Source organism: Litorisediminicola beolgyonensis (assembly GCF_042679605.1).
GTDB lineage: Bacteria > Pseudomonadota > Alphaproteobacteria > Rhodobacterales > Rhodobacteraceae > Litorisediminicola > Litorisediminicola beolgyonensis.
In genome coordinates this window covers 1-24954 of record NZ_JBHTMU010000004.1, presented here as the reverse complement: position 1 = coordinate 24954, position 24954 = coordinate 1, and the positions used below count along the sequence as shown (strand labels likewise).

The 24954-nt window shown below is 67.8% G+C and carries 27 protein-coding genes and 2 tRNA genes; 19 read left to right on the top strand and 10 right to left on the bottom strand.

All coding sequences use genetic code 11. The features are described from left to right. Window positions 1-69: 69 nt before the first annotated feature. From ACFQ4E_RS03320 to ACFQ4E_RS03305, 4 genes are all read left to right on the top strand, one after another. Window positions 70-1143, top strand: a complete 1074-nt coding sequence (locus ACFQ4E_RS03320; protein ID WP_386801499.1) for an AI-2E family transporter — start codon at window positions 70-72, stop codon at window positions 1141-1143. A gap of 119 nt (window positions 1144-1262) precedes the next feature. Next, window positions 1263-1916, top strand: a complete 654-nt coding sequence (locus tag ACFQ4E_RS03315) for a protein-L-isoaspartate O-methyltransferase family protein (RefSeq protein WP_386801498.1) — start codon at window positions 1263-1265, stop codon at window positions 1914-1916. Window positions 1917-1994: 78 nt separating this feature from the next. Beyond that, on the top strand, window positions 1995-3404 hold the full coding sequence (locus ACFQ4E_RS03310; RefSeq protein WP_386801497.1) for a TolC family outer membrane protein: 1410 nt from the start codon (window positions 1995-1997) through the stop codon (window positions 3402-3404). 69 nt (window positions 3405-3473) lie between these two features. Beyond that, the gene (locus ACFQ4E_RS03305) at window positions 3474-4913 is read left to right on the top strand and encodes a hypothetical protein (RefSeq protein ID WP_386801496.1); all 1440 of its coding nucleotides are present in this window, start codon (window positions 3474-3476) and stop codon (window positions 4911-4913) included. A 98-nt stretch (window positions 4914-5011) separates the two neighbouring features. On the opposite strand, the gene ACFQ4E_RS03300 is transcribed toward ACFQ4E_RS03305, so the two are convergent. Beyond that, window positions 5012-5335 carry a DUF6280 family protein gene (locus ACFQ4E_RS03300; protein WP_386801495.1) on the bottom strand — a complete coding sequence of 108 codons (324 nt, stop codon included), beginning with the start codon at window positions 5333-5335 and terminating at the stop codon, window positions 5012-5014. A gap of 217 nt (window positions 5336-5552) precedes the next feature. Here ACFQ4E_RS03300 and efp point away from each other — a divergent pair, with 217 nt between their 5' ends. Further along, the gene (gene efp, locus ACFQ4E_RS03295; protein ID WP_386801494.1) at window positions 5553-6116 is read left to right on the top strand and encodes an elongation factor P; all 564 of its coding nucleotides are present in this window, start codon (window positions 5553-5555) and stop codon (window positions 6114-6116) included. A gap of 57 nt (window positions 6117-6173) precedes the next feature. Here efp and ACFQ4E_RS03290 read toward each other — a convergent pair whose 3' ends face one another. Genes ACFQ4E_RS03290 through ACFQ4E_RS03275 form a run of 4 tightly spaced genes read right to left on the bottom strand, consistent with a single transcriptional unit; the run spans window position 6174 to window position 10300 of the window. Beyond that, a complete protein-coding gene (locus ACFQ4E_RS03290; protein WP_386801493.1) occupies window positions 6174-6977 on the bottom strand; it encodes a fructosamine kinase family protein in 804 nt (267 codons plus the stop codon). Further along, window positions 6974-7765: a CAF17-like 4Fe-4S cluster assembly/insertion protein YgfZ gene (gene ygfZ / locus ACFQ4E_RS03285; RefSeq protein WP_386801492.1), complete on the bottom strand. Its 792-nt coding sequence runs from the start codon at window positions 7763-7765 to the stop codon at window positions 6974-6976. Before ygfZ ends, ACFQ4E_RS03290 begins: the two co-directional genes overlap by 4 nt. Before the next feature lie 19 nt (window positions 7766-7784). Beyond that, complete coding sequence (locus tag ACFQ4E_RS03280; protein ID WP_386801491.1) at window positions 7785-9569, bottom strand: ABC transporter ATP-binding protein; 1785 nt, start codon at window positions 9567-9569, stop codon at window positions 7785-7787. Continuing rightward, window positions 9566-10300 carry a phosphatase domain-containing protein gene (locus ACFQ4E_RS03275; protein ID WP_386801490.1) on the bottom strand — a complete coding sequence of 245 codons (735 nt, stop codon included), beginning with the start codon at window positions 10298-10300 and terminating at the stop codon, window positions 9566-9568. The genes ACFQ4E_RS03280 and ACFQ4E_RS03275 overlap by 4 nt, the downstream gene beginning before the upstream one ends. A gap of 158 nt (window positions 10301-10458) precedes the next feature. Between ACFQ4E_RS03275 and ACFQ4E_RS03270 the strand changes: the two genes are divergently transcribed. Continuing rightward, window positions 10459-11655, top strand: coding sequence for a pyridoxal-phosphate-dependent aminotransferase family protein (locus tag ACFQ4E_RS03270; protein WP_386801489.1), 1197 nt, complete (start codon window positions 10459-10461; stop codon window positions 11653-11655). A 5-nt stretch (window positions 11656-11660) separates the two neighbouring features. Here the strand turns inward: ACFQ4E_RS03270 and ACFQ4E_RS03265 are convergent, their stop codons facing one another. The 4 genes from ACFQ4E_RS03265 to ACFQ4E_RS03250 form a co-directional block, all read right to left on the bottom strand. Beyond that, a complete protein-coding gene (locus ACFQ4E_RS03265; protein WP_386801488.1) occupies window positions 11661-11840 on the bottom strand; it encodes a hypothetical protein in 180 nt (59 codons plus the stop codon). 75 nt (window positions 11841-11915) lie between these two features. Continuing rightward, window positions 11916-13034 (bottom strand): pyridoxal phosphate-dependent aminotransferase, encoded by a 1119-nt coding sequence (locus tag ACFQ4E_RS03260; RefSeq protein ID WP_386801487.1) that lies wholly within the window; start codon window positions 13032-13034, stop codon window positions 11916-11918. A gap of 54 nt (window positions 13035-13088) precedes the next feature. Beyond that, window positions 13089-13418 carry a DnaJ family domain-containing protein gene (locus ACFQ4E_RS03255; RefSeq protein WP_386801486.1) on the bottom strand — a complete coding sequence of 110 codons (330 nt, stop codon included), beginning with the start codon at window positions 13416-13418 and terminating at the stop codon, window positions 13089-13091. Window positions 13419-13489: 71 nt separating this feature from the next. Further along, window positions 13490-14131: an NAD(P)-dependent oxidoreductase gene (locus tag ACFQ4E_RS03250; protein WP_386801485.1), complete on the bottom strand. Its 642-nt coding sequence runs from the start codon at window positions 14129-14131 to the stop codon at window positions 13490-13492. 141 nt (window positions 14132-14272) lie between these two features. Here ACFQ4E_RS03250 and ACFQ4E_RS03245 point away from each other — a divergent pair, with 141 nt between their 5' ends. The 4 genes from ACFQ4E_RS03245 to ACFQ4E_RS03230 all read left to right on the top strand — a co-directional run bounded on the left by ACFQ4E_RS03245 (window position 14273) and on the right by ACFQ4E_RS03230 (window position 17773). After that, window positions 14273-15559: a lipoprotein-releasing ABC transporter permease subunit gene (locus ACFQ4E_RS03245; protein WP_386801484.1), complete on the top strand. Its 1287-nt coding sequence runs from the start codon at window positions 14273-14275 to the stop codon at window positions 15557-15559. Then, window positions 15552-16232, top strand: coding sequence for an ABC transporter ATP-binding protein (locus ACFQ4E_RS03240; protein WP_386801483.1), 681 nt, complete (start codon window positions 15552-15554; stop codon window positions 16230-16232). The genes ACFQ4E_RS03245 and ACFQ4E_RS03240 overlap by 8 nt, the downstream gene beginning before the upstream one ends. Window positions 16233-16319: 87 nt before the next feature. Further along, entirely contained in the window at window positions 16320-17021 is a 702-nt protein-coding gene (locus tag ACFQ4E_RS03235; RefSeq protein WP_386801482.1) for a calcium-binding protein, read from the top strand. Window positions 17022-17125: 104 nt separating this feature from the next. After that, window positions 17126-17773 (top strand): DUF3047 domain-containing protein, encoded by a 648-nt coding sequence (locus ACFQ4E_RS03230; RefSeq protein ID WP_386801481.1) that lies wholly within the window; start codon window positions 17126-17128, stop codon window positions 17771-17773. 3 nt (window positions 17774-17776) lie between these two features. Here ACFQ4E_RS03230 and ACFQ4E_RS03225 read toward each other — a convergent pair whose 3' ends face one another. After that, window positions 17777-18214: a DMT family transporter gene (locus tag ACFQ4E_RS03225; protein ID WP_386801480.1), complete on the bottom strand. Its 438-nt coding sequence runs from the start codon at window positions 18212-18214 to the stop codon at window positions 17777-17779. A 142-nt stretch (window positions 18215-18356) separates the two neighbouring features. Between ACFQ4E_RS03225 and ACFQ4E_RS03220 the strand changes: the two genes are divergently transcribed. From ACFQ4E_RS03220 to ACFQ4E_RS03180, 9 genes are all read left to right on the top strand, one after another. Then, the gene (locus ACFQ4E_RS03220) at window positions 18357-18803 is read left to right on the top strand and encodes a c-type cytochrome (RefSeq protein ID WP_386801479.1); all 447 of its coding nucleotides are present in this window, start codon (window positions 18357-18359) and stop codon (window positions 18801-18803) included. Continuing rightward, window positions 18803-19132 carry a hypothetical protein gene (locus tag ACFQ4E_RS03215; protein WP_386801478.1) on the top strand — a complete coding sequence of 110 codons (330 nt, stop codon included), beginning with the start codon at window positions 18803-18805 and terminating at the stop codon, window positions 19130-19132. Before ACFQ4E_RS03220 ends, ACFQ4E_RS03215 begins: the two co-directional genes overlap by 1 nt. A 39-nt stretch (window positions 19133-19171) precedes the next feature. Continuing rightward, window positions 19172-20458, top strand: coding sequence for a homoserine dehydrogenase (locus ACFQ4E_RS03210; protein WP_386801477.1), 1287 nt, complete (start codon window positions 19172-19174; stop codon window positions 20456-20458). Next, window positions 20451-20855, top strand: a complete 405-nt coding sequence (locus ACFQ4E_RS03205) for an NUDIX domain-containing protein (protein WP_386801476.1) — start codon at window positions 20451-20453, stop codon at window positions 20853-20855. Before ACFQ4E_RS03210 ends, ACFQ4E_RS03205 begins: the two co-directional genes overlap by 8 nt. A 113-nt stretch (window positions 20856-20968) precedes the next feature. Beyond that, the gene (gene glpX / locus ACFQ4E_RS03200; RefSeq protein WP_386801475.1) at window positions 20969-21931 is read left to right on the top strand and encodes a class II fructose-bisphosphatase; all 963 of its coding nucleotides are present in this window, start codon (window positions 20969-20971) and stop codon (window positions 21929-21931) included. A 4-nt stretch (window positions 21932-21935) separates the two neighbouring features. Next, window positions 21936-22502: a cysteine hydrolase family protein gene (locus ACFQ4E_RS03195; RefSeq protein WP_386801474.1), complete on the top strand. Its 567-nt coding sequence runs from the start codon at window positions 21936-21938 to the stop codon at window positions 22500-22502. Continuing rightward, the gene (gene recJ / locus ACFQ4E_RS03190) at window positions 22499-24244 is read left to right on the top strand and encodes a single-stranded-DNA-specific exonuclease RecJ (RefSeq protein ID WP_386801473.1); all 1746 of its coding nucleotides are present in this window, start codon (window positions 22499-22501) and stop codon (window positions 24242-24244) included. Before ACFQ4E_RS03195 ends, recJ begins: the two co-directional genes overlap by 4 nt. Window positions 24245-24295: 51 nt before the next feature. Continuing rightward, window positions 24296-24370 (top strand) — tRNA-Glu (locus ACFQ4E_RS03185). A 122-nt stretch (window positions 24371-24492) separates the two neighbouring features. After that, window positions 24493-24567 (top strand) — tRNA-Glu (locus tag ACFQ4E_RS03180). The last annotated feature ends 387 nt before the right edge of the window (window positions 24568-24954 follow it).

The following is a 24954-nucleotide window of genomic DNA, read 5'->3' as shown; positions in this document are numbered from 1 at the left end:
AAGATTTCGGCGGAACTGACTGACCTCCTGCGGGACCCGCGTCCCGCGCCCTGATCCAAAGGACTTTCGATGCGCGACGTTCCCGACAATATCCGTGTGCCGATCCTCTTGATCGCCATCGTCGTCTGTGGCGCGGTGTTGTCGCTCGCCCGCGACATCGCGGCGCCGATGACGCTCGCGGTGGTGACCGGCGTCATCTTCGCACCGATCATGGACCTCTTCAAAAAGCTCGGAATAAAAGAGGGTTACGGCGCGTTCCTGATTCTTCTGGCCACGGTCCTGGCGCTGGTGGCCCTGATCTTCGCGCTCGAGCCGATCTTCCGCCGGATCATGGAGGCCGTGCCCTCGATCAAGCTGGAACTGCGCGGTCTCATCTTCGACATGCAGCAGACTTTCCGCAATATCGAGGACATGAACGAAGAGATGACAGAAGCGCTGGGTGCTGCCAGCGACGTGGCCAAGGACAGCAGCAGCGATGGCGAGGACAGCCCCGCTGCCAAACTGCCCTCGGCGACCGATGCGGTGTTTCTCGCGCCGCTGATCCTCGGCAAGGCGCTGATCTTCGCGGGGACGTTCTACTTCTTCCTCGTGACGCGGCTCGAGGTCTACGGCTCGCTCGCCAAGCGCATCGGGAGCGCGGGCGAGACCACCTCGATCCGTCGGCGCTTTCACACCGCCGAATACTTGGTGTCGCGCTACTTTGTGACCATCACGATCATCAACTTCGCCTTGGGCTTCGCGCTGATGGCGTATCTGACGGCCATCGGCCTGCCGCTGCCGATCGTCTGGGGACTGGCCGCCGCGCTTCTGAACTTCGTGCTCTATGTCGGGCCGGGGGTGATGATGCTCGGCCTCCTGCTGTCGGGGCTGATCAACTATGACGGCTTCATGGTGGTCGCGCCCCTGGTGGGTTACCTGACCCTGAACATGGCCGAGGCGCAGTTCGTCACCCCGTCGCTCGTCAGCAAACATGTCTCGCTGAACCCGCTTCTCGTCTTCGCGGTTCTGGTCTTCGGTCTCTGGTTCTGGGGGCCGATCGGCGGGATCGTGGCCATTCCGGTTCTCGTGATCGTCCTCGCGCTCGCGAACGAAACGCGCCCGGCGCCGGTTCAGGCGACCCCGAGCGCCACCCAAGCGGAATAACGAGGCGCGCCGGATCCGCCGGGCGCTGAAAGGCGCCGGTCGAGGTTCGGCGCGCGTTGCCGCCATTGTCCTTCTGTGTCAGAACCCTCTTGAAGGATCTGAACGGAAGAGTTTGGCAGATGACAGATTTCGCCTCGCGCCGCCGGATGATGGTCGACACCCAGGTGCGCCCGTCGGATGTAACCAAGTTTCCCATCATCGCGGCGATGCTCGACGTCCCGCGCGAGGCGTTCCTGCCGAGCGAAAAGGCCGAGGTCGCCTATGCGAGCGAGAACGTCACCCTCTCCAAGGGGCGTGTCGTTCTCGAGCCGCGCACCTTCGGCAAGATGCTGGACGCGCTGGCGCTCGATGACAGCATGCTCGTGCTCGATATCGGCTCTGGCTACGGCTACTCGGCCGCGGTGATCGCCCAGATCGCCGAGGCCGTGGTGGCGGTCGAGGAAGAGGAGGACCTTGCCCGTGAGGCGCAGGACCTTCTGGCCGAGCACCATGCCGACGCCGTGATCCTCAAGGAAGGCCCGATGGCCGAGGGCGCGCCCGAGCACGGCCCCTATGATGCGATCATCATCGAGGGCGGGATCGAGGTGCTGCCGGAGGGGATTGCCGACCAGCTCAAGGAGGGCGGGCGGATCGCCTGCATTTTCATGGACAAGGCACTCGGGACGGTGCGGATCGGCCACAAGCTCGATGGCCATCTCACTTGGCGCTTCGCGTTCAACGCCGGCGCGCCTATCCTGAAGGGGTTCGAGCGCAAGACGGAATTCGCACTCTGAGGCGATGGCGGGCGCTGCCCGCGGCAATTTTGGATGAGAACAGGGCTCTCTTGTGCCGTTGAAAAGGGATTGGTTGATATGATTCCGCGCAGATTCTTGCGGCCCGTGGTGGCGGCGTTCCTGTCACTGGCCGCGGCGCAAGCCGCCCAGTCCGACACGCTCGCGGATGCGCTGGTCGGCGCCTACAAGACCTCGGGTCTCATCGACCAGAACCGCGCGGTGCTGCGCGCCGCCGACGAAGATGTCGCGCAGGCGGTGGCCGAGCTGCGCCCGGTGCTGAACTGGAGCGCCGAGATCCAGCGCGAATACACCAAGACCTTCAGCGGCTTGCCGGGCGTTTCTCAGTCGGTGTCGCAGGTCGAGGACAGCGCGATCCTGGGCCTCTCGGCCGAATGGACCGTCTATGATTTCGGCCGCAACAAGATGGGCGTCGATGTCGCCAAGGAGGCGGTGCTCGTCGCGCGCGACGAGCTGATCTCGACCGAGCAGCAGGTCTTCCTGCGCGCGACCGAGGCGTTTTTCGAACTGCGTCGCGCGCTTCTGAACGTCGATCTGCGGCAAAGCAACAACCGGCTGATCCAGCAGGAACTGCGCGCCGCGCGCGACCGCTTCGAAGTGGGCGAAGTGACCCGCACGGATGTCTCTCTCGCCGAAGCGCGTCTGGCCGCGACCCGGTCGGCGCTTGCGGTGGCGCAGGGCAACGTGGTGATCGCGCAAGAGGAATACCTGGCCGCCGTCGGCAGCCGGCCCGGACCGCTGCAGCCGCCCTCCGCGCTGCCGAGCCTCCCGGGCAGCGTCGATGCGGCCACCGGCGTGGCGCTTCGGACCCATCCCGAGATTCGCGCCCAGCAGCGCCGCGTGACCTTGTCCGAGCTGGGCATCGCGATCGCGAAGCTTCAGCGCAAGCCCACCGTGACCCTTCAGGGCCGCGCCGGGTTCAGCGACAGCCTCGATGGCGACGCCTGGGCGCAGACCGGCGAGATCAGCCTCGGCGCCACGGGTCCGATCTATCGCGGCGGCGAGTTGTCCTCGCTGGTGCGTCAGGCCATGGCCGAGCGCGACCAGCAGCGCGCGCTCCTGCTCCAGGTCACCGAGCAGGTCCGCCAGACCGTCGCCAACGCCTATGTCCAGCTCAACGTTGCGCGCGCCAATATCGCCGCCGGTCAGAACCAGGTCCGCGCCTCGCGCGTGGCCTTCGAGGGCGTCCGGGAAGAGGCGACCCTCGGCGCACGCACCACGCTCGACGTGCTCGATGCCGAGCAGGAGCTTCTCGACGCCCGGACCACGCTGATTTCGGCAACGGTCGACGAGTATCTCGCGGCCTATAACGTGCTCGCTGCCATCGGCCAGCTCACCGCCGAGGATCTGCGGCTCCCCGTCCAGCGCTACGATCCGACCGAGTACTACAAGCTGGTAAAGGATGCTCCTTTCAGAACAAAGCAGGGCGATCAGCTGGATCGTGTCCTGAAGGCGCTGGGAAAAGAGTAGAATTTTCTCCATCTGTTGCTCCGACTCGGGCGTCTCAGTAGGCTCGCGTCGAGGCAGAATGGTGCAGATATGTCGAAACCCGTAAGCAATAGCGAAATCGAGGACGTGCTCTCGTCGATCCGCCGTCTGGTGGCCGAGAGCGGTCGCAGTTCGGCCCCACCGGCGCGGCCCTCCCCGGACAGATCCTCGTTCGGCGGTCCGGCGCTGTCCGAAAAGCTCGTCCTGTCGCCGGCGCTCCGCGTGCCGGATGAAGAGCCGTCCGAGCCCGAGCCGGAGGCCTTCGACGCGGAGGAAACGGAGGCGCAGATCGACCTGGATGAGGTCGTCGCGGACACGCAGACCGAGGACAGCCAGTTCCTGCACGAGCGGGACAGCCTGTCCCAGCCGGACAGCGCGACGGAAACGCGCGATCAGTTCGAATTTCGGCGCGCGACCGGCGCGGAAGACGACGAGTTCGACGCAGCTCTCTACGGGTCCGATCACGAGGACGACGACGACCTGGCCGAGCTCGAAGACGAGGCGGCCTGGGACGACGACGCGGACGAGGACGATGTGCTCGAGGGCGCAGCGGACGGCGCCGACGCTCTGGCCGACGAACCTGATACGTCGATGGACGTCGCCGAGGAGCTCGAGACATCGGGCACGTCCGGAACCGGTGCGCGCGCGATGCTCGAACGTCTGGTCCGGAGCGAGATCGCCGCCGTGACCGAGGCCCTGGCATCCGAGGAAACCGAGGATGAAAGCGACGACGACTGGGAGCCCGCAGAGATCGGTGCGGAGGTCGACGCAACGGAAGATCAATTCAACGACGCGGCCTCGGAGGACGACTGGGAATCCGACGGTCCGGCCTCGGTTCAGGATGACGAGGCGCAGCGCGCGTCGGTGACGGCTGCGCGCGAAGCGGACCCGACCTCTGATGCGGGAGAGCAGGGCGAGACGGGCGACCGCATCAAGGTCAGCCTTGAGCAGAAGATCGCCGAGCTCGAAGCGATGATCGCGCGCTCGGACGAGGAATGGGACGGCGAGGACGGCTCCGGTGGAAATGCCGCCTTCGCTGCGATCCTCGGCGAGGCGCAGCCCTGGCAGGATGCCGATCTCGACGATGCGGTCGAAGAGGCGGTCGCGACCGAGACCTATCCCGAGACCATCGACGAGCCCGAAGACGAGCCGGTGCCACCCGCGCCGCGAGGCCGGGCTCCGGAGCGCGTGATCCCGACGCGTCCCGCGCGGCCGACGATCGATGCGAGCACCCGGTTTGCGCCTGGCGAGCACGATACCGTGACGCCGCGCCGCACTGCCACGGCCAGCGGTGAACACCGCCTCGACCTTGCCGCGGCGATGCGGCAGGAGCGGGCGGCCCTCATCGACGAGGACATGCTGCGCGAGATGGTGTCCGATATTGTGCGCCAGGAGCTGCAGGGCAGCCTTGGCGAGCGGATCACGCGCAACGTCCGCAAGCTGGTGCGCCGCGAGATCCAGCGCGCCCTGAGCGGAACCGAGTTCGAGTAGGCGCCAGGCCCGCAACCCTTGGCGCTGAAAATGAAAAAGACGCCTCCGCAAGGAGGCGTCTTTTTCTGTTTGGTCTGTTCAGCGGAACAGGGCGGCCGTCAGGCAGCCTCTGCTTGCTGTGCCGCCGCGTTGCGGCGCTCGCTCTCTTCGCGCGACAGGGCGACCGAGGTCCGGACGCCCTTGGCGACGAACTCCATCAGGCCGGAAACGACACGCTCGTTGGGGTCGATACCGGCGCAGGAAAGCACCTCGCGCCCATCGCGCGAGCGTGCCCAGCGGGCGATCTGTTCGGGGCCGTTGCCGTATTTCTTGTCATCGGCAATGGCATCGTCCAAGGCGGCGAGAACGACAGCGGCAAAGAGCTTGCGGGCACGGTTGCCTTGCTCCGCATTGAATGCCGTTCCATCCACGAAATCTCGCATGGTGTGTCCTTTGATTATTGGTCTTGTGGTTCCAAGCGTGAGGGGCGTTATGGCCTATTCCACCCGATTCGAATACCCCGCAAACGCATAGCTCCCATTCGGCATTCGCATGGCTTGCTGCGGGTGCGACACGAGATATGGTTGGCTTGCAGGGCAGCTACCGGCCAGATATAGGTGGCGGCCAAATATGATCAACCTTTTGCCATGGTTTTGTCACATGCCCAAGATCAACGGAAACGAGATTCGACCCGGCAACGTGCTGGAGCACAATGACGGGCTCTGGGTCGCTGTGAAAGTCGACCACGTGAAGCCCGGCAAGGGCGGCGCGTTCGCCCAGGTCGAGATGAAGAACCTGCGCAACGGCTCGAAGCTGAACGAGCGGTTCCGCAGCGCCGACAAGGTCGAGCGCGTGCGGCTCGAACAGAAGGACATGCAGTTCCTCTACGAGACCGACGGCATGCTGTCCTTCATGGATACCGAGACCTTCGAGCAGGTCGAACTGCCGGCCGACATCCTCGGCGAGCGGCGGCCGTTCCTGCAGGACGGGATGACCATCGTCGTCGAGTTCTACGACAGCGAGGCGCTGAGCGCGACGCTGCCGCAGAAGGTCACCTGCACGGTCGTCGAGACCGAGCCGGTGGTGAAGGGCCAGACCGCGGCCAACTCCTTCAAGCCTGCCGTTCTCGACAATGGCGTGCGCATCTCGGTCCCGCCCTTCATCGCGCAGGACGAGAAGATCATCGTGAACACCGAGACGATGGATTATTCCGAGCGCGCCTGAGACGCCGTCGGGATCGGATACGGGAAGGGGGCCGCGCGGCCCCCTTTTTCGTGGCGCTCAGGCGCCCGCCTCGTCGAGAAGACGGGTGACGAGGCCCTGGTAGCTGTCTCCGAAGAGCTGCAGATGCACCAGCGCCGGGAAGAGCTGGTAGATCGGTCGGCGCTCGTCGGATCCGGCCGAGAGCCGCCCGTAGCCACGCCAGAAGGTCGGGTCGGGCGTGCCGAAGAGGCTCAGCATCGCGAGATCGACCTCGGCATCGCCGTAATAGCAGGCCGGGTCGATGAGATAGCCCTGCGCCTCGGTGAAGATCACGTTCCCGGTCCAGAGATCGCCATGCAGGAGCGCGGGTTTCGGATCGGCGGGCAGGCGGTTCGGCAGGTCCGCCGCGAGCGCTTCGACCCGGGCACGGATCGGCGCGGGCAGGTCTTCGGCCAGCGGCAGGAGCCGCCGCTCGGACCAGAAGGCGGGCCAGTCCGAACCGGGCGTGTTGTCGAGCCGGACGGTTCCGAAGGCGTAATCCTCGCGCCAGCCGTAATCCTGACCGGCCCAGCTGTGCATCTGCGACAGCGCCTGCCCGAGATCGCGCCAGGCGCGGGTGCCGGGTTCGGCGGGTTTGAGGTATTCCAGACAGATCAGCCCCTTCTCGGCATGAAGGAGCCGCGGCACCGGCGCGTTCAAAAGCGCCATCGCCGAGAGCATCCGCGCCTCGGCATCGACCACGGGGCCGCGCTTGGCCACGAGTTGGCGACCGTCGCGCAGGGTGATCAGCGACAGCTCCCCCAGATCGCCTCCAGACAGCGGCTCCGAGGTGGCCACGGGGCTGCCGAGGACGTCTTCGAGGGGATCGGGAAGAGTGCTCATGCCTGTCTCCTGACGCGGGCCTCGCCCGCCTGCATCTCGCCTTGTGCGCGGTCGAAGCGGAGATAGGCGAGGCCCGCCCCGTTCGACTGGGTGTAGAGCGTGCCAGCCGCCTTGCCGTCCGCGATGATCTCGGTGCCGACGGGGGCCGTGCCATCGACGGCGACGATCGCCAAACCCTTGCGCAGCTCGGTCTTGTGTTTCATCCGCGCGGTGACTTCCTGGCCGACATAGCAGCCCTTGCGGAAATCCACGCCGTTCAGACGCTCGAACCCGGCCTCGAGAATGAAGCTCTCGGGCGTCAGCTCGATGCCGAACTCGGGGATGCCGGCGGCGACGCGGATCGCGTCCCAATCGACGCCGTCCTCCGAGGCGCGCCCATCATAGGCGCGCCAGCCGAGGCGCGGATCGCGCGGATCGGGAAACGCGCCGTCGGGGGCGGGGCCGGTCCCGCGGGAGACCTTGATCGCGGTCTCCTCCAGCGCGACCTTGGCGCGCAGCTTGTAGAGCGACAGCGCCTTGAGAAGATCGGTCCCCGCGAGCGCGGGCAGATCGATCAGGATGTCATCACCGGCGGGCACCAGGAAGAAATCCGACCGGAGCTTGCCTTGCGGGGTCAGAAGCGCGGTGTAGACCAGCCCGTCCGAGAGGCGGTTCACGTCGTTGGTGACCAGCCCTTGCAGAAAGGCCATCCGGTCGGGGCCGGAGAGGCGCAGGATCGTCCGGTCGCTGCTCGTCATTGCAGTAGCTCCGTGGCGAAGAACGGGGTGCCTTACATATAGGAGCGCCACGCGGGTGCAAGCGGATGGCTTATTCGGCCGCCTCGGAGGCGTCCGACTGCAGGCGCCAGAGATTGGCGTAGACCCCCGGGCGGCCGATCAACTCGTCATGGGTGCCTTCATCGACGATTTGGCCCTGGTCGAGCACGATGATCTTGTCGGCGTTGCGGATCGTCGAGAGCCGGTGCGCGATGACAAGCGTCGTGCGGCCCTCGGTCAGGGCGTCGAGCGCGGCCTGCACCTCGGCCTCGGCCTGGGCATCGAGGGCTGAGGTCGCCTCGTCGAGAAGCAGGATCGGGGTGTTGCGCAGGAGCGCCCGGGCGATGGCGACGCGCTGGCGCTGGCCGCCGGAGAGGTTCGAGCCGCGCGGTCCGACCGGTGCCTCGAGCCCGCGCGACAGGCGCGGCAGGAAATCGGTCACATGGGCGGCGTCGAGCGCGGCGCTCAGGCGATCCTCGGAGACGTCGCGATTGTCGAGAACGACGTTCTCGCGCAGCGTCTCGTCGAAGAGGAGCGCGTCCTGGCTGACCACCGAGTAGAGCGCGCGGAGATCCTTGAGCCGCATCGCGCCGACCGGAACGCCGCCGATCTCGACCGAGCCGCTGGTGGGATCGTGCAGCCGGGTCAGGAGGTTGAAGATCGTCGATTTCCCGGCGCCCGACGGTCCGACAAAGGCGGTCACCCGGCCGGCCTCGGCCTTGAGCGTCACGTCGTCGAGCACCGTGCTGTCGCCGTAATGCGCGCTGACGCCGATCAGGGTGATCTCCGGCACGCCCTCGGGCGGCGCGACCGGGGTGTCGGGATCGCTGAGGACAGGGCGCAGGTCGAAAAGCTCCTTCAGGCGCTCGAGCCCGGCCGCCGCGACCTGCAGCACGCCCGTGATCGCGCCAAGGCGGCGGAGCGGCTCGAAGGCGAGGCCGATGGCGGTGAAGAAGGCCATGAAATCGCCGACGGTCTTGTCGCCCGCGAGGATCTCGGAGGCGCCGAAGAGCAGCACGCCCACGAAGCCCACCCCGGACATCACGTCGATCAGCCCGGGCAGCATGGCCTGACCAGCGGCAGAGCGGACCTGCATGCCGATCAGGTCGCGGGTCTCGCGGCGATAGCTGCGCTCGTGATATTTCTCAAGCGTGTTGAGCTTGATCGGCACGATCCCATGCAGGATCTCGTTCAGGCGTTTCGAGATCTGCGCGTTCTGGTCCCGCGCCTTGCGCGACGCGCCGCGGGTGAAGCGCTGCAAGACGAGCGCCGGAAAGAGCAGGAACGGCACGCCCAGAAGCGCCACCAACGTCCAGCGCCAGTCGATGACGAAGGCCACGCTGAACAGAGAAATGAGCGCTATCACGTCACGGCCCGCGCCGGTAATCAGCGCGCGCCAGACCTTCGAGATCGAGTCCACGTCGCCATTGACCCGCTGCATCAGGTAGCCCGGTCCGTAGGTCTGGTGGAACGCCCCGTCGAGGCGCATCAGATGCGCGACGAGATCGGCGCGCACATCGGCGACGCTTTGCTGCGAGATGCGGGTCAGGATGACCTTCTGCGAGATGCTGGCGATGGCGCGGGTCAGGAAGATGCCGAAGACGATCGCCGCGACCCAGACGATCAGGTCGGGGTTCCCACCGACGAAGATCCGGTCGAACATCGGCTTCATCATGTAGCTGAGCGCGCCGAACATGCTGCCTTCGATCACCATGAAGATCGCGGCGACGATCAGGAGCTTCCAATGCCGCGACAGGTAGCGCCGCCAGAGCCAGACGAAGAGCCCGGCGCGTTCGCGCAGGCTCGTGTCCTCGGCGGTATCGCGCAGCATGCTCATGACGGCTTGGCCCCCGAGGTGTCGTCGAGGCGCGCGGCGGTGTCCCCGGCGCTCCGGCGCGCGTCGAACCCGGCCTGGACCTCTTCCCAGTCATAGACCCGGCGGACCCAGTCCTCGAACCCGATCCCGGAGCGGGCGGCAGCCGCGGCATAGACCTCGATGATGTAATCCTGGATGCCGGTCGCGGTGGAGCGGAAATGCAGGTAGCGCGGGGTCAGTTGACGCCGCGCCTCGTCCACGGTCCCGCCCGCGATCGCGAGGATGTATATCGCGGCGGCGAGACCGGTGCGGTCGGCCCCGGATTTGCAATGCAGAAGCATCGGCGGCTCGGCCTGGCGCAGCGCGTCGATCACGCCGAGGATGTGTTCGGTCGTCGAGGCGCGCCGGGCGCGCAGCTTGGCGACGATCAGCGTTAGTCCGAAATCGGCGCAGCTTTCCTCGGCAAAGAGGAAATGCGGAAAGCCCTCGCGGCCCCGCAGGTTGATCACGGTGCGGATGCCCATGCGCGCATAGGCCTCGAAGCGGCGGCGCGTGGGCTGGTTCGAGCGGTAGATGCCCGGGGCGATCTCGCCGAAATTGCTCCAGCCCTGTCGCAGGATGGCGTGATCGCGCCAGAGGTAATGCATGAGGGCCCGGCGGCGGTCGGTGGCGTCGCCGTCGATGCGGAACGGCGCCGATGCGCGTCTGCGTGGTGTGGCGCCCTTGGCGGGGCTGTGGGGCTGATCGGGCATCGCTGGGTCCATCGCTGGGCTTCGACCTAGCCCCGGGGGTGCGTCGGAGCAAGGGAATTCCCTGCGGCATCTGAGGACGTTGACCTTGGCCCGGCGGGTTGTAGGGTCCGCGGGCGGCGCCGTGTTCGGAGCGCCTTGATCGCGAGTGGAGTGCTGCGATGTCGCTTGCCCATGGTCGTCCCTATCTCGCGATTCCCGGCCCGTCGGTCATTCCCGACGCGGTGCTGCAGGCCATGCATCGCGCCTCGCCCAATATCTACGAGGGCGCGCTGATCGACATGGTCGCGGGCATGGTCCCCGATCTCAAGCGGGTCGCGCGCACCGACGGCCATGTCGCGATCTATATCAGCAACGGCCACGGGCTGTGGGAGGCGGCGCTGTCGAATGTCGCGGCCCCGGGCGAGAAGGTGCTTGTCATGGCGACGGGCGCGTTCGGGCATGGCTGGGCCGAGGTGGCCGAGCGGCTGGGGCTCGAGGTCGAGGTGATCGAGCACGGCCGCCAGACGCCCGCCGATCCCGAGCGACTGCGCGACGCGCTCAAGGCCGATCGCGACGGTCGGATCCGGGCGGTTCTCGCCGTGCATGTGGATACCGCGACCTCGATCCGGTCGGATGTCGCGCCGCTGCGCGCGGTTCTCGACGAGGTCGGCCATCCGGCGCTGATCATGGTCGATTGCATCGCCTCGCTCGGCTGCGACATGTTCGAGATGGACGGCTGGGGCGCAGATGTCATGCTCGCCGCCTCGCAGAAGGGTCTGATGGTGCCTCCGGGCATGGGCTTCGTCTTCTTCAACGACCGCGCCCGGGCGCAGCGGCAGGGCCTGGCGCGGGTGAGCTATTACTGGGACTGGACGCCGCGCGCCGAGCCCGAGCTCTTCTACCAGTATTTCGCGGGCACCGCGCCGACCCATCATCTCTACGGCCTGCGCGTCGCGCTGGACATGATCCATGCCGAGGGGATGGAGGCGGTCTGGGCGCGCCACGCGACGCTCGCGCGCGCGATCTGGGCGGCGGTCGAGACCTGGGGCGCGGACGGGCCTTTGCGGCTGAACGTGGCCGATCCCGCCTATCGCAGCCACGCGGTGACCGCGCTCCGCGTCGGCAAGCCTTTTGGTGCGCAGCTCAGGGAGTGGACGGATCGGCAGGCAGGCGTGACGCTCGGGATCGGGCTCGGGATGAGCGACGAGGACGATCCCCTGGGCCAGGGCTTCTTCCGCTTCGGTCATATGGGTCATGTGAACGCGCACATGATCCTGGGTCTTCTGGGCACGGTCGAGGCGGGGCTTCTGGCACTCGGCGTGCCGCATGGAGAGGGCGGGGTGGCCGCCGCGGCCCGGGTCGTCGCCGAGGGCTGAGCCGGTCAGGAACGGCGCGCGGCGATCCGGTCGATCAGGCGGTTCAGGCCCCATCCGATGGCAAGCACCAGCGGCAGTCCGAAGAGCACCCAGATCACCCCGAGGATCCAGATCAGGTTCACGAGGCCCATGATGAGGGCGGCGTTGGTGTAATCGGGGGCGGCAGGGCGCTCTTGTCCGCGCATCGCTGGCTCCGGGCTGCTGGTTGTCTATCGTAAAGTCAGCTTACCCCGGCCCGGTTCCCGTGCCAGTGATTTCCGTCACAGAGGCGAGGCTCGGCGCGCCGCCGCCAATGCATCGGGCAGGTGCAGCTCCAACTCGTCGAGCTCGCGCGGCTGACCGGCGGAAATCCGGATGCAGCGATCCTGCGGCGGGCGGAACGGCATGCGCACGAAGACCCCGCGCTGGACCAGCTCGGTGAGGACGCGGCGGGCGAAATCGCCATCCGCGCCGCAATCGATGGTGACGAAATTGGTGGCGGACGGCAGCGGCGTCAGGTCGTTGGCCCGGGCGATCTCGGCGATGCGCTCCTTGGCTCCGGCGACGCGCGACAGGACATCGGTCATCCAGTCGGTGTCGGCGAGCGCGGCGCAGGCCCCGGCCTGGGCGGGGCGGTTCATGCCGAAATGGTCGCGCACCTTGTCGAAGGCGCGGATCAGCGCCCGCGCGCCGGTGCCGTATCCGACCCGGGCGCCCGCCAGCCCGTAGGCCTTGGAGAAGGTGCGAAACCGGATCACGCGCGGATCCTCGGGGTCGATGCGCGGCGCGGTGCCCTCGGGCGCGAACTCGATATAGGCCTCGTCGAGGCAGAGGACGCAGCCTTCGGGGACCCGGTCGAGCGCCGCCTCGATGGCCGCGCCCGTGTGCCAGGAGCCCATCGGGTTGTCCGGGTTCGACAGGTAGACGAGCTTGGCGTCTGTCTCTGCGGCGCGGGTCAGGAGCGCCTCGAGATCCTCGCGGTCGTCGCGGAACGGCACCTTGTGCAGCGTGCCGCCGAAGCCGGTGACATGGTAGTTGAAGGTCGGATAGGCGCCGTCCGAGGTCACCACCGCGTCGCCCTCGGCGACGAGCAGCCGCACGAGCGTGCCGAGAAGGCCGTCGATGCCGCTGCCGATCACGATCTGGTCCGGCGCGGCGCCCATCGCGTCGGCCAGGGCGGCGCGCAGATCGTGATTGCTGGAATCGGCGTATTTCCAGATCTCCGGAAGCGCCTCCTGCATCGCGGCGATTGCACGCGGCGAGGGGCCGAAGACGTTCTCGTTGGCGCCGAGGCGCGCGGCGAAGGGGCGGCCCATCTCGCGCTCCTGCAGTTCCGGGCCGACGAAGGGCACGTCCGAGGGCAGCGAGGCGGCAAGCGGGGTGAGGCGAGGTCCGGTCATGGCGCGAAGTATGCCCGAGCCGCGCGGCGCGGCAAGAGGCGTGAGCGTCGCGGCTCAGAAGCGGCGGCGGAGCCTCGTCTCTTTGGCGACCGCGTGGCGGAGGCCAAGCTCGAGAATGCGGGCGTCGAGCCGCGCTTTCTCATCGGGATCGCTGGCGGCGTCCCGGGCGGCGCGTGCGGCGGCGAGGTCGCGGCGGAGCTGCACCTCTTCGGGCAGGACACCCGCCTCCTTCATCAGCCGGTTGCCGAAGGCCGTGATCGCGTCGAGCCCTTCGCCATCCCAGGTCCGGGGCAGGGGACGGCCCTCGCCCGGAAGATTGTCGAAGGCGCCGTCGTCCATGGCCTCCTGGATGCGCTGTTCGGTGATGCGGGGAAAGAGGGCCATCGGGTCTCGTCGGCACGTCGGGATGTCAGGTTTCAGATCAGCCTAGCCGGGGATGCCGAGGGCGCAAGGGATCAGCGGCTCAGGACCGGCGCTTGTCCGATCAAGCTCGCGTCATCGACCGCCTTCATCAGGAAATCGGCGACATCGGCGCGCGAAATCAGGCCCATCCGCCAGTCCGACGGCTCGCGCAAAACGCGGTAGCGTTCTGTCCGGGCCCCGCGTGTCAGGATCACCGGGCGCGCGAGCGTCCAGTCGAGTCCGGAGGCGCGGATCATCTCTTCCTGCCGGGTCTTGTCGGCATAGGGCCGCCCGAGAAGCGCCCAATGGCCCGCGCGCTCGATCGACGACAGCGCCTGCCGACTGTCGCCCGCACCGATGCCGGTGACGGCGATCAGCCGCTTCGACCCGGTGGCCTCCATCAGCGGCAAGAGCGCGGCGGTGGCGTCTGAAAACAAGGTGACTTTCTGCCAGAGCATGGCAGGCGTCTCCTTTATTCCGAGGCAGAGAATGACCGCGTCCACGCCCTGAAGCGCGGGCTCCAGATCCTCGGGCCTGGTCGCATCGCCCGGGCAGAGTTCAAGCGCCGGGTGCTCGAGCGTCATCTCCGCCGCGCCGCGCGAGAAGGCGCGGACCTGGTGGCCAAGCTCCAGCCCGCGCTCGACGGCTGCGCGCCCAATGCCTTTGCTGGCGCCGATCACGAGGATATGGGCCATGAGTGTCTCCTTTTGCTCAGGCAGAGCTAGGGTGGCGGCCGGACACGAACAAGTCGCCCGCGCTTGACCCGGGCCAGCCGAGCGGTCACTTATCCCGCCTGAGCCCGCATCAGGACGGGCACGTGAGCAGAGGCAGAGCCGATGGCCGGACGCACCGCGCCCTTCGCCCCGTTCGAGTGGATGATCGCCTGGCGCTACCTCCGGGCGCGCCGCGCCGAGGGCGGCGTCAGCGTGATGACGTGGATCAGCCTGATCGGCATCACGCTTGCGGTCTTCGCCTTGATCGCCACGCTGGCCGTCCGTTCGGGGTTCCGGGCCGAGTTCGTCGACACGATCCTCGGCGCGAACGCCCATGTCACCGTCTATTCCGCCGGAAGCTACGATGCCCAGGGCCGGGTCGACCGCTCGATCGGGCCGTTCCGCGAGGTCGCCGACCGCGTGGCGGCGGTCGAGGGCGTGACGCGGGCGGCTCCCCTGATCCGGGGGCAGGTCATGGCAAGCGCGCAGGGGCGCAACGCGGGGGTGGAGCTTTTCGGGATCTCCGATGGCGACCTGATGACCCTGCCGCGCATCGTCGATCCGGAGACCTCGCAGGGCGATCTCGACCGGTTCGACGAGGGCATCGCCATCGGCTCGGGTGTCGCGCGCGAGCTGGGCGTCGGGGTCGGCGATCAGGTCAAGCTGATCTCGCCCGACGGCGTGAAGACGGCCTTCGGGACCTCGCCGCGCGTCGTATCCTACGAGGTCGTCTGGGTCTTCACCGCCGGGCGCTACGACATCGACCGGACCCGCATCTACATGCCGTTTTCCGAGGCGCAGCTCTATTTCAACCGTGAAGGCCGCGCCGACGAGATCGAGGTCATGCTCTCCGATCCCGACGCGGTGACCGCGATGGTGCCGCCGATCCTCGCGGCGGCGGGCGAGGGGGCGCTTGTCTGGACCTGGAAGGACGCCTCGGGCGGGTTCCTGCGCGCGCTCGAGATCGAGGACAACGTGATGTTCGTGATCCTGTCGATCCTCGTCCTCATCGCGGCGATGAACATCGTCTCGGGCCTGATCATGCTGGTGAAGAACAAGGGACGCGATATCGGCATCCTGCGCACGATGGGGCTGACCGAGGGCGCGGTTCTGCGGGTCTTTTTCATCTGCGGCGCGTTCACCGGGGTGATCGGGACGATCTGCGGGGTGATCCTCGGCTGTCTCTTCGCGATCTATATCGACCCGATCTTCTCTTTCGTGAACTACGTGGCCGGCGGCGGCGTCTGGGACCCCCAGGTGCGCGGGCTCTACCAGCTGCCCGCGAAGCTGCAGTTCTGGGACATCGTCAAGGCGGTGAGCCTGTCGCTGGGTCTGTCCTTCGTCGTCACCATCTTCCCGGCGCGCCGGGCGGCGCGGATGAACCCGGTGGAGGCCTTGCGCTATGAGTAATGCGGCGCTCAGGCTGTCGGGGATTTCCAAGGGCTACAACAAGGGCTTGCCGAACGAGGTTCAGGTCCTGCACGAGGTCGACCTGACGCTCGCGCCGGGCGAGCTGGTGGCGCTTGTCGCGCCTTCGGGCGCGGGCAAGTCGACGCTTCTGCATATCGCGGGGCTGCTCGACACGCCCGACAGCGGCGGCGTCGAGATCGGCGGCGAGGACATGACGGGTCTCTCGGACCGTCGCCGCACGCAGGTGCGCCGGAACCAGGTGGGCTTCGTCTACCAGTTCCACCACCTCCTGCCGGAGTTCACGGCGGCGGAGAACGTGCTGCTGCCGCAGCTCGCCAACGGCACGCCGCGTCCCGAGGCCGAGGCGCGGGCCGGGCAGCTTCTGGCGCAGGTCGGGCTTGCAGCGCGCGCGGATCACCGCCCGGCAGCGATGTCCGGAGGCGAGCAGCAGCGCGTTGCCTTCTGCCGGGCTTTGGCAAATGCGCCGCGCCTGCTTTTGGCCGACGAGCCGACCGGCAACCTCGATCCCGCAACCTCGGACACGGTCTTCGAGGCGCTCCTGGGTCTCGTCCGCGAGACCGGACTCGCGGCGCTCATCGCGACGCATAATCTCGACCTTGCGGCACGGATGGACCGGCAGATTCGTCTGGAGGCCGGGACGATTCACGGCTGAGCGCCTCTATTCTCCTCAAATCGAACCCAATTTCTTCACTTTTTGCGGGCAGGGTGCGCGGAACCGAGGTCACATCCGAGCCGAACCATGCCGACCATCCCGATGGAACTTCTGATCGCCGCCTTCGCCATGCTGCCCTTCGGCGCGGCGATGGATTTCTTCGATTTCAACTCCAGTGACGATGACGACACGGGCGACGAGATCGACGAGCCGGTCGAGGTCGTGGAGCCTGACGCGGAATCGCCGCTGTCGCTTCTGGGGACCGATGGCGACGACGAGCTTTACGGGCTCGGCGGGGATGACACCCTTGATGCCGGGGCGGGCGCGGACCGTCTGGACGGCGACGCCGGGGACGATCTTCTGAATGGCCGCGACGGCAACGACACGCTGATCGGCGGCACAGGCTCCGACCTGCTGACCGGCGGGGCGGGCAACGATCTCGTCAACGGCGGCACCGACGATGGCAGCCCGGACAGCGACTATGACCGGCTCTATGGCAGCGATGGCGACGACACGCTGATCGTGGGCGACAGCGATGTGGCCAGCGGCGGCGCGGGTGCGGACGAGTTCGAGGTCTACGGCGATGTGTGGATCGACGATTTCGATCCCGACGCCGATCTTCTGGTCTTCACGGCGCCTCCGGGCGAGACGCTCGAGGTCGAAAGCCAGACGGTGGCCAACAACACGCTAGTGATCGCGCTCAACGACGGCTCGCAGATCACGCTCTCCAACCTGACCAACCCGCTCGAGGCCGGATCCTTCCGCTTCGAAGAGGAAGAGATCGTCTAAGGGCGCACCCCGCACAGGTCGGATCGCGCACCCTCACCAAAAGGTGCGGTGACGAAAGGACCGTCAACGCTAGGCTCGCTGTTAGTTCTTTCGGAGATCGTGCCATGCGCTTTTGCCCCATCCTCGCCGTCGCCCTCTCGCTTGCCGTCGCGCCATCCGCTTATGCGGGCGCCGTCAGCTTCGATGACCGCTGGGAGCACCAGCGCTTCTCGCTCTTCTCGGCCAATGATTTCGACCACGAGGGCGCGACGCTCGACGTGGTCTCCGAAGGCACGGTGTCGCTCACCTGGCTAGCGCTGCCCGAGGCGGATTGGGGCGCGCGCGCGGCCTCTTGGGACTGGAGCGTGACCGAGGGCGTTCCGGCGACCGATCTTACCAAGAAGGGCGGCGACGACCGCGACCTGGCGCTCTATTTCGTCTTCCTGCCCGAAACCGTCGCGCGCGAGCTCTCGGGCGCTCCGATCCGCAAGCTGCTCGATGCCGCCGAAGCGCGGGTGCTGGTCTATGTCTGGGGCGGCCAGTCGGCGCCCGGCTCGGTGCTGCCGAGCCCCTATCTCGGCGATCGCGGCAAGACGGTTGTCCTGAATGGCGCCGGGACGGGGCAGGCCTCCGAAAGCGTCGATCTCGCCGCGGACCACGAACGCGCGTTCGGCGGCGCGCCGGAGCGGCTGGTCGGTCTTGCGGTCTCCGCCGACAGCGACGACACCAAGAGCGTCATCCGCGGCGCGGTGTCGAATCTCGTTCTGAACTAGGGCTCAGGCGGCGCGCTGGGTGATCCAGACGCCGATCGCCATGACCGCGATTCCCGTGGCTCGGGTCAGGTCGAAGGCGGTGACGCGGTTCCCGAAAAGACCGAAATGGTCGATCAGCGCCGACGAGATCAACTGGCCGATCAGAACGAAGAACACCGCGTTCCCGACGCCGAAGCTCGGCGCGATATAGGTGACCGAGAGCACGTAGAAGGCCACGAACAGCCCGCCCGCGAAAAGGTGCTTGGGCGCGGCGGTGACATCTTTGAGCGCTCCGGGGCCCACCACCAGAAGCACGACCGCCGTCGTCGCCAGCGCGACGCAGAAGAGGATCAGCGCCGCCGCCGCGGGCGAGCCGATGATCCGCCCGAGAGAGCCGTTCAGAGCGGCAAGCACCGGAATGCCGAAACCGGCGGCCAGCATGATGAGGGCGGGATGGGTCATGTCGGATCCTTTCGCAGCGCCGGGTCGCTCTAGACCGCTTCGCGCGGCATGTCACCGCCATCTTGTGGGAGACGGGGGTTGCGAAAGCGGGTCTGCGGCGTCAGAGATCTAGGACAACAGAAGGGCAGCGGAGAAAAAAAGCATGGCACGACTGACAGCGGGTCTGAAAGCGGGGGCGCTCGCGGTGATCGCGGCGACGGGTCTGGCCGGATGCGTTCCGGAAGGCGGGCCGGTGACGGCGATGCCGGAGCAATCGGACGGGCGGGCGCTCTTTTTGCAATATTGCGCGGTCTGCCACGGCGAAAGCGCCAAGGGCGACGGTCGGATGGCGCGCTCGATGGCGAAGCCGCCCAAGGACCTGACGCTGATCTCGCTGCGCCACGGCGACAGGTTCCCGCGCGCCAAGGTCATGTCGATCGTCGACGGCTATGCGCGCTCCGATCTTGGCGGCCCGGCGATGCCGGAGTTTGGCGAGCTGCTCTCGGGCGATCTCGTGCCCTTCGACAGCGGTGACGGAAAGGCCACGCCGACCCCGGTCAAGCTGGTGGCGCTCGTGACCTATCTCGAGAGCATTCAGGAACACCGGTGATGCGGCTTTGGCCCGCGCGGCGGGGCGGGGCGCTTGCCACGGCACTGGCGCTGACGCTCGCGGCCTGCACGCAATTCCCCGAGCTCGACGCGGCGCGAAGCGCAGACGTGGCCAACGCGCCCTGGCCCGATCTCGTGCCGATCGAGACGCTGCTCGCCGGTCCGCCGCCGCGCGCGACCGAGGCCGAGACGGCCTCGGTCTCGGCACGGGCCGCTGAGCTTCGTGCGCGGGCGGCGCGGCTTCAGGCACCGGTGGTCGATGCGGCCACGAAGGCGCGGATGCGGCGCGGCGTCTCCCGCCCCGTTGCAGACCCATCCCAGACCGGCTAGAGCGCGCGGCAGATCGTGCCGTAAGAAGGAAGCTCCTCCATGTCCGACCCGTTGCGCCTTGGCATCGCGGGACTTGGCACCGTTGGTGCCGGGGTCGTCAAGATCGTGCGGCAGAAGGCCGAGCTTCTGGCGCATCGCGCCGGGCGGCCCGTCGTGGTCACGGCGGTTTCGGCCCGCAATCGCGACAAGGATCGCGGCGTGAGCCTCTCTGATTATGCCTGGGAAGATGATCCGGTCGCGCTCGCGACCCGGGACGATGTCGACGTCTTCGTCGAACTCATGGGTGGCTCCGACGGCCCGGCCAAGGCCGCGACCGAGGCGGCCATCGCCGCGGGCAAGGACGTCGTCACTGCCAACAAGGCGATGCTCGCCCATCACGGCCAGGCGCTGGCGCTCGCTGCCGAAGAGGCAGGCTCGGTCCTGCGCTTCGAGGCGGCTGTGGCGGGCGGCATCCCGGTCATCAAGGCGCTGACCGAGGGGCTTGCGGGCAACCAGATCGAGCGCGTCCTGGGCGTGATGAACGGCACCTGCAACTACATCCTCACCCGGATGGAGGGCGCCGGTCTCACCTACGAGGAGGCCTTCGCCGAGGCCGATGCGCTGGGCTATCTCGAAGCCGATCCGGAGCTGGACGTGGGCGGGATCGATGCGGGCCACAAGCTGTCGCTCCTCGCCTCCATCGCCTTCGGCACGCAGGTGAACTTCGCCGGTGTCGCACTTGAAGGCATCGGCCAGGTCTCGATCGACGACATCCGCCAGGCGGGCGACATGGGCTACAAGATCAAGCTCCTGGGCGTCAGCCAGATGACCGGACGCGGTCTCGAGCAGCGCATGGCGCCGTGCCTCGTGCCCGAGACCTCGCCGCTCGGACAGCTTGTCGGCGGCACCAACATGGTGGTGATCGAGGGCGACCAGGTCGGCCAGATCGTGATGCGCGGGGCAGGGGCCGGAGAGGGACCGACCGCCAGCGCTGTGATGGGCGACGTGATCGACATCGCGCGCGGCACACGGGTCTCGACCTTCGGTCAGGCGGCAAGCTCGCTGGCACCCGTGGCGGCTGCGGCAACCGCGACGCCCGCGCCCTATTACCTGCGCATGGCGCTGCTCGATCGTCCGGGCGCGCTGGCCAAGGTGGCGACCTGCCTCGGCGATGCCGGGATCTCGATCAATCGTATGCGGCAATACGATCATGTCGATGAAACCGCCCCCGTCCTGATCGTGACCCATCGCACGACGCGCTCCGCGCTCGACGAGGCGCTGGCGGCGATGGCCCGGACCGGGGTCGTGGCGAGCGAGCCGGTGGCGCTTCGGATCGAGCGTGTCTGAACCGACGCTCGCGGCGCTCGCGGTGGTGATCCGCGACGGCGCGGTGCTTCTGGTCAGGCGCTCGAACCGGCCCGATGCGGGGCTCTGGGGTTTTCCCGGCGGCAAATGCGAGCCCGGCGAAACGGGGAGCGCCTGCGCTCTGCGCGAACTTCACGAAGAAACCGGCATCACGGCCCGCGATCCGCGCCGGATCGGCGCCGTCGAGGTCATCCGCGAAGGCTTCCATTACGATCTCGAGGCGTTTTTTTGCGCCGATCCGACCGGTATCGCGAGAGCGGCCGACGATGCCGAAGAGGCCGCGTGGGTGCCCGTGCGGACGGTGATCTCGGGCGCGGTGCTGATGAGCCGGGACGTGGATAGGCTCTGCCTGCGGGCGGCGCATCTGGCAGGGCTCTGAGCGGGGCCTGCCCCCATGCCCCGGAGATGTTAGCGACAGAACCGCGTGGTCCCGCGCTTGCGCCTCGGGCACGGCTGCGGCAAGAGGAAGAAAAGCGCGAGAGGGACGAGCAGATGGGTTCCACGGAATTCAAAGACCGCATGTTGTCGCTGGGCCTGGCCCGGGTGTCGGAGGCGGCGGCCATCGCCTCGGCCAACCTGATCGGGCGCGGTGACGAGAAGGCCGCCGATCAGGCGGCGGTCAACGCGATGCGGACCCAGCTCAACATGCTCGATATCGCCGGCGTGGTTGTGATCGGCGAGGGTGAGCGCGACGAGGCGCCGATGCTCTATATCGGCGAAGAGGTCGGCACCGGTGACGGTCCCGGCGTCGATATCGCGCTCGATCCGCTCGAAGGCACGACCCTGACCGCAAAGGACATGCCGAACGCCCTGACCGTGATCGCGATGGGCCCGCGCGGCTCGATGCTGCACGCGCCCGATGTCTACATGGACAAGCTCGCGGTTGGTCCGGGCTACGCGACCGACGTGGTCAGCCTCGACATGAGCCCGAAGGAGCGCGTCGAAGCCCTGGCCCGCGCCAAGAACTGCGCGGCCTCCGACATCACCGTCTGCATCCTGGAGCGTCCCCGGCACGAGGACATGATCGCCGAGGTGCGCGCCACCGGTGCCGCGATCCGGCTGATCACCGATGGCGACGTTGCGGGCGTGATGCACGCCGCCGAGCCGGGCACGACGGGCATCGACATGTATATGGGGGCGGGCGGCGCGCCCGAGGGCGTTCTTGCCGCCTCGGCGCTGAAATGCATGGGGGGCCAGATGTGGGGCCGCCTGATGTTCCGCAACGATGACGAGCGCGATCGTGCGGCCAAGGCGGGCATCACCGATCTCGACCGGATCTACTCCCGCGACGACATGGTGACCGAGGACGTGATCTTCGCCGCGACCGGCGTGACCAGCGGGTCGCTCCTTTCGGGGATCAAGCGCGAGGTCGGGTACCTGACCACGGAGACGATCCTGATGCGCTCGAAGACCGGATCGGTCCGCCGGATGATCTATCGCAACCCGACCCGGTGAGCGGATGGCGCGCAGCGCAGCCCTGATCCTGATCGATTTCCAGCGCGGCTTCCGCGATCCCGTCTGGGGCGCGCGCAACAATCCCGAGGCCGAGGCGCAGGCCGGGCGTCTTCTGGACGCCTGGCGCGACCGCGCGGCTCCGCTCTGGCATGTCCGGCACCTGAGCCGCGACGCGGGCAGCCCGCTGGCGCCGGGACCGGGGGCGGAATTCCTGCCGGAGCTTGCGCCGTCCAAGGGCGAGCCGGTGATCGAGAAATCGGTGAACAGCGCCTTCATCGGCACCGATCTCGAGGCGGAGCTTCGAGCCGCCGGGATCGAGACGCTCGTCATCTGCGGTCTGACAACCCCGCATTGCGTCTCGACCACAACGCGGATGGCGGCCAACTTGGGCTTCGAGGTCACGCTCGCGCATGACGCCTGTGCAGCCTTCGCGGCCAATGCCGATACCGGCTGGTCCGACGCGGTCGTATCGCCAGCGCCGCAGGCCATTCACGAGGCCGCCGTGTCGCATCTGCATGGCGAGTTCTGCACCGCCCGGTCCGTCGACCAGATCCTCGGGGCGTTGTCATGAGCTTTCTCGGCATTTCCGCCTCGCTGACCGGCCGCCGCTGGGTCGGGCCCGACACCGAGACCGAGCGCGCGGCGGAAACGCTCGTGCAGCAGACCGGCCTCTCGGATGCGCTCTGCCGGGTTCTGGCCCGTCTCGGCGTGCCCTGCGAGGAGGCGAGCCTCTATCTCGAGCCGAAACTCCGCGATCTCCTGCCCGATCCCCGCAGCCTGCGCGACATGGAGACCGCGGCCGCCCGCGTCCTGCGAAGCGTCGCGAAGCGCGAGCGCGTGGCGATCTTCGCCGATTACGATGTCGATGGCGGCAGCTCTGCGGCCTTGCTGATCGACTGGTTCCGGCAGCAGGGGCAGGGCGTGACGCTCTACGTGCCCGACCGGATCGACGAGGGCTACGGCCCCAATGAGCCCGCCATGGCCGAGCTCGCCGCCCGTCACGACCTGATCATCTGCGTCGATTGCGGCACGCTCAGCCACGGCCCCGTCGCGGCGGCCAAAGGTGCGGATGTGGTGATCCTCGACCACCATCTTGGCGGCGAGACGCTGCCCGAGGCCTTGGCCGTGGTCAATCCGAACCGGCAGGACGAGGATGGCGCGCTGGCTCATCTCTGCGCCGCCGCCGTCGTCTTCCTGATGCTGGTCGAATGCGGGCGGCAGTTGCGCGAGGCGGGGCGGGCGGGACCGGACCTGATGTCGATGCTCGACCTCGTCGCCTTGGCCACCGTCGCCGATGTCGCGCCCCTGCGCGGCGTGAATCGCGCCTTTGTTCGGCAGGGGCTGGCGGTGATGGGACGGCGCGCCCGTCCGGGGCTCGTGGCGCTCTCCGACGTGGCGCGGCTCGAAAGCGCGCCCAATGCCTATCACCTGGGGTATGTGCTGGGCCCGCGCGTCAATGCGGGGGGCCGGATCGGCAAGGCCGATCTCGGCGCGCGGCTTCTGGCCGAGACCGATCCGCATGCGGCGCAGGCGATGGCCGAACGGCTCGATGCGCTCAACACCGAACGCCGCGAGGTCGAAGCGGCGGTGCGCGCGGCCGCCTTGGCGCAGGCGGAGACACGCGGGCTCGATGCGCCGCTCGTCTGGGCCGCGGGCGAGGGCTGGCATCCCGGCGTGGTCGGCATCGTGGCGTCGCGGCTGAAGGAACTGACCAACCGCCCGGCGGTGGTGATCGGTCTCGACGGCGACGAGGGTAAGGGCTCCGGGCGGTCGGTGGCCGGCGTCGATCTCGGCCACGCGATCCAGAGGCTCGCCGCGGACGGGCTCTTGCTCAAGGGCGGCGGGCACAAGATGGCCGCGGGCCTGACCGTGGCGCGGGACTGCCTGGACGAGGCAATGGCGGCGCTGACGGAGCGGCTGGCCAGGCAGGGCGCGGGGCAGGGGGGCGCGGCGGATTTGCGGCTCGACGGGATGCTGATGCCAGGCGCGGCCGGTCTCGACCTGATCGAGGCGCTCGAGAATGCAGGTCCCTTCGGCGCGGGCGCAAGCGCGCCGCGCTTCGCCGTCGCCGATGCGCAGGTCGGATTCGCCAAGCGCGTCGGCGAGAGCCATCTGAAGCTGTCGCTCGGCGACGGGCTCGGCGCGCGGCTCGACGCGATCGCCTTCGGCGCCTTCGACGGGCCTCTCGGAGAGGCGCTGATGGCGCATGGCGGCAAGCGCTTCCACGTCGCCGGGCGGCTCGAGCTGAATGAATGGCAGGGCAGGCGCTCGGTCCAGCTGCGCGTTGAGGACGCCGCGCCTTCGGGGACGTGATTTTCCCTCTTGCACGCGGCGACGGCTTTTCCTAAACGTCCCACCCAGAGTGGCCCGTTCGTCTATCGGTTAGGACGCCAGGTTTTCAACCTGGAAAGAGGGGTTCGATTCCCCTACGGGCTGCCATTCCTCCCCCAAGACTGACAGACATGCGCCGCTCGAAGGAAGAGCGAAATTTCTGTCGTGTCCGATGCGACGAGGGCTTGCGCGACCCGCGGGGCTGGACTACGTAGCGCGGCACCAAGAGTGGCCCGTTCGTCTATCGGTTAGGACGCCAGGTTTTCAACCTGGAAAGAGGGGTTCGATTCCCCTACGGGCTGCCACGGTTCTCCTGACATCATGACACCGACAGGCGCTTCGCTGGAGCGTGCGGTTGCGATTAGCTTGCCGCTGTCGCGGCGCGATCTGGCGTCGAATACCCATATCATGGCTGAGCTCCGGGGTGACGCCGGGGAAGACTCGCTGCGAGGGGGCATCTGGCCCCTTCGAGCTCCCATGATTCCGTGCGCCGCCCAAGGCTCAAACGAGGCGCAGGTAGAAAATCGCGCTATAAAACATATATATTTCAGTTGCTTGGCCTGTTCCCTCACAAAAATCGCAAGTTTTTCGAAATTCCCTCTTGCGGGTGTTTGATGGTATCCGTAGATAGCCCCTCACCGGCGGCGCTGAGGCGCGGACGGGACGCCAGACGGGGCGGTGACGAGGCGGGA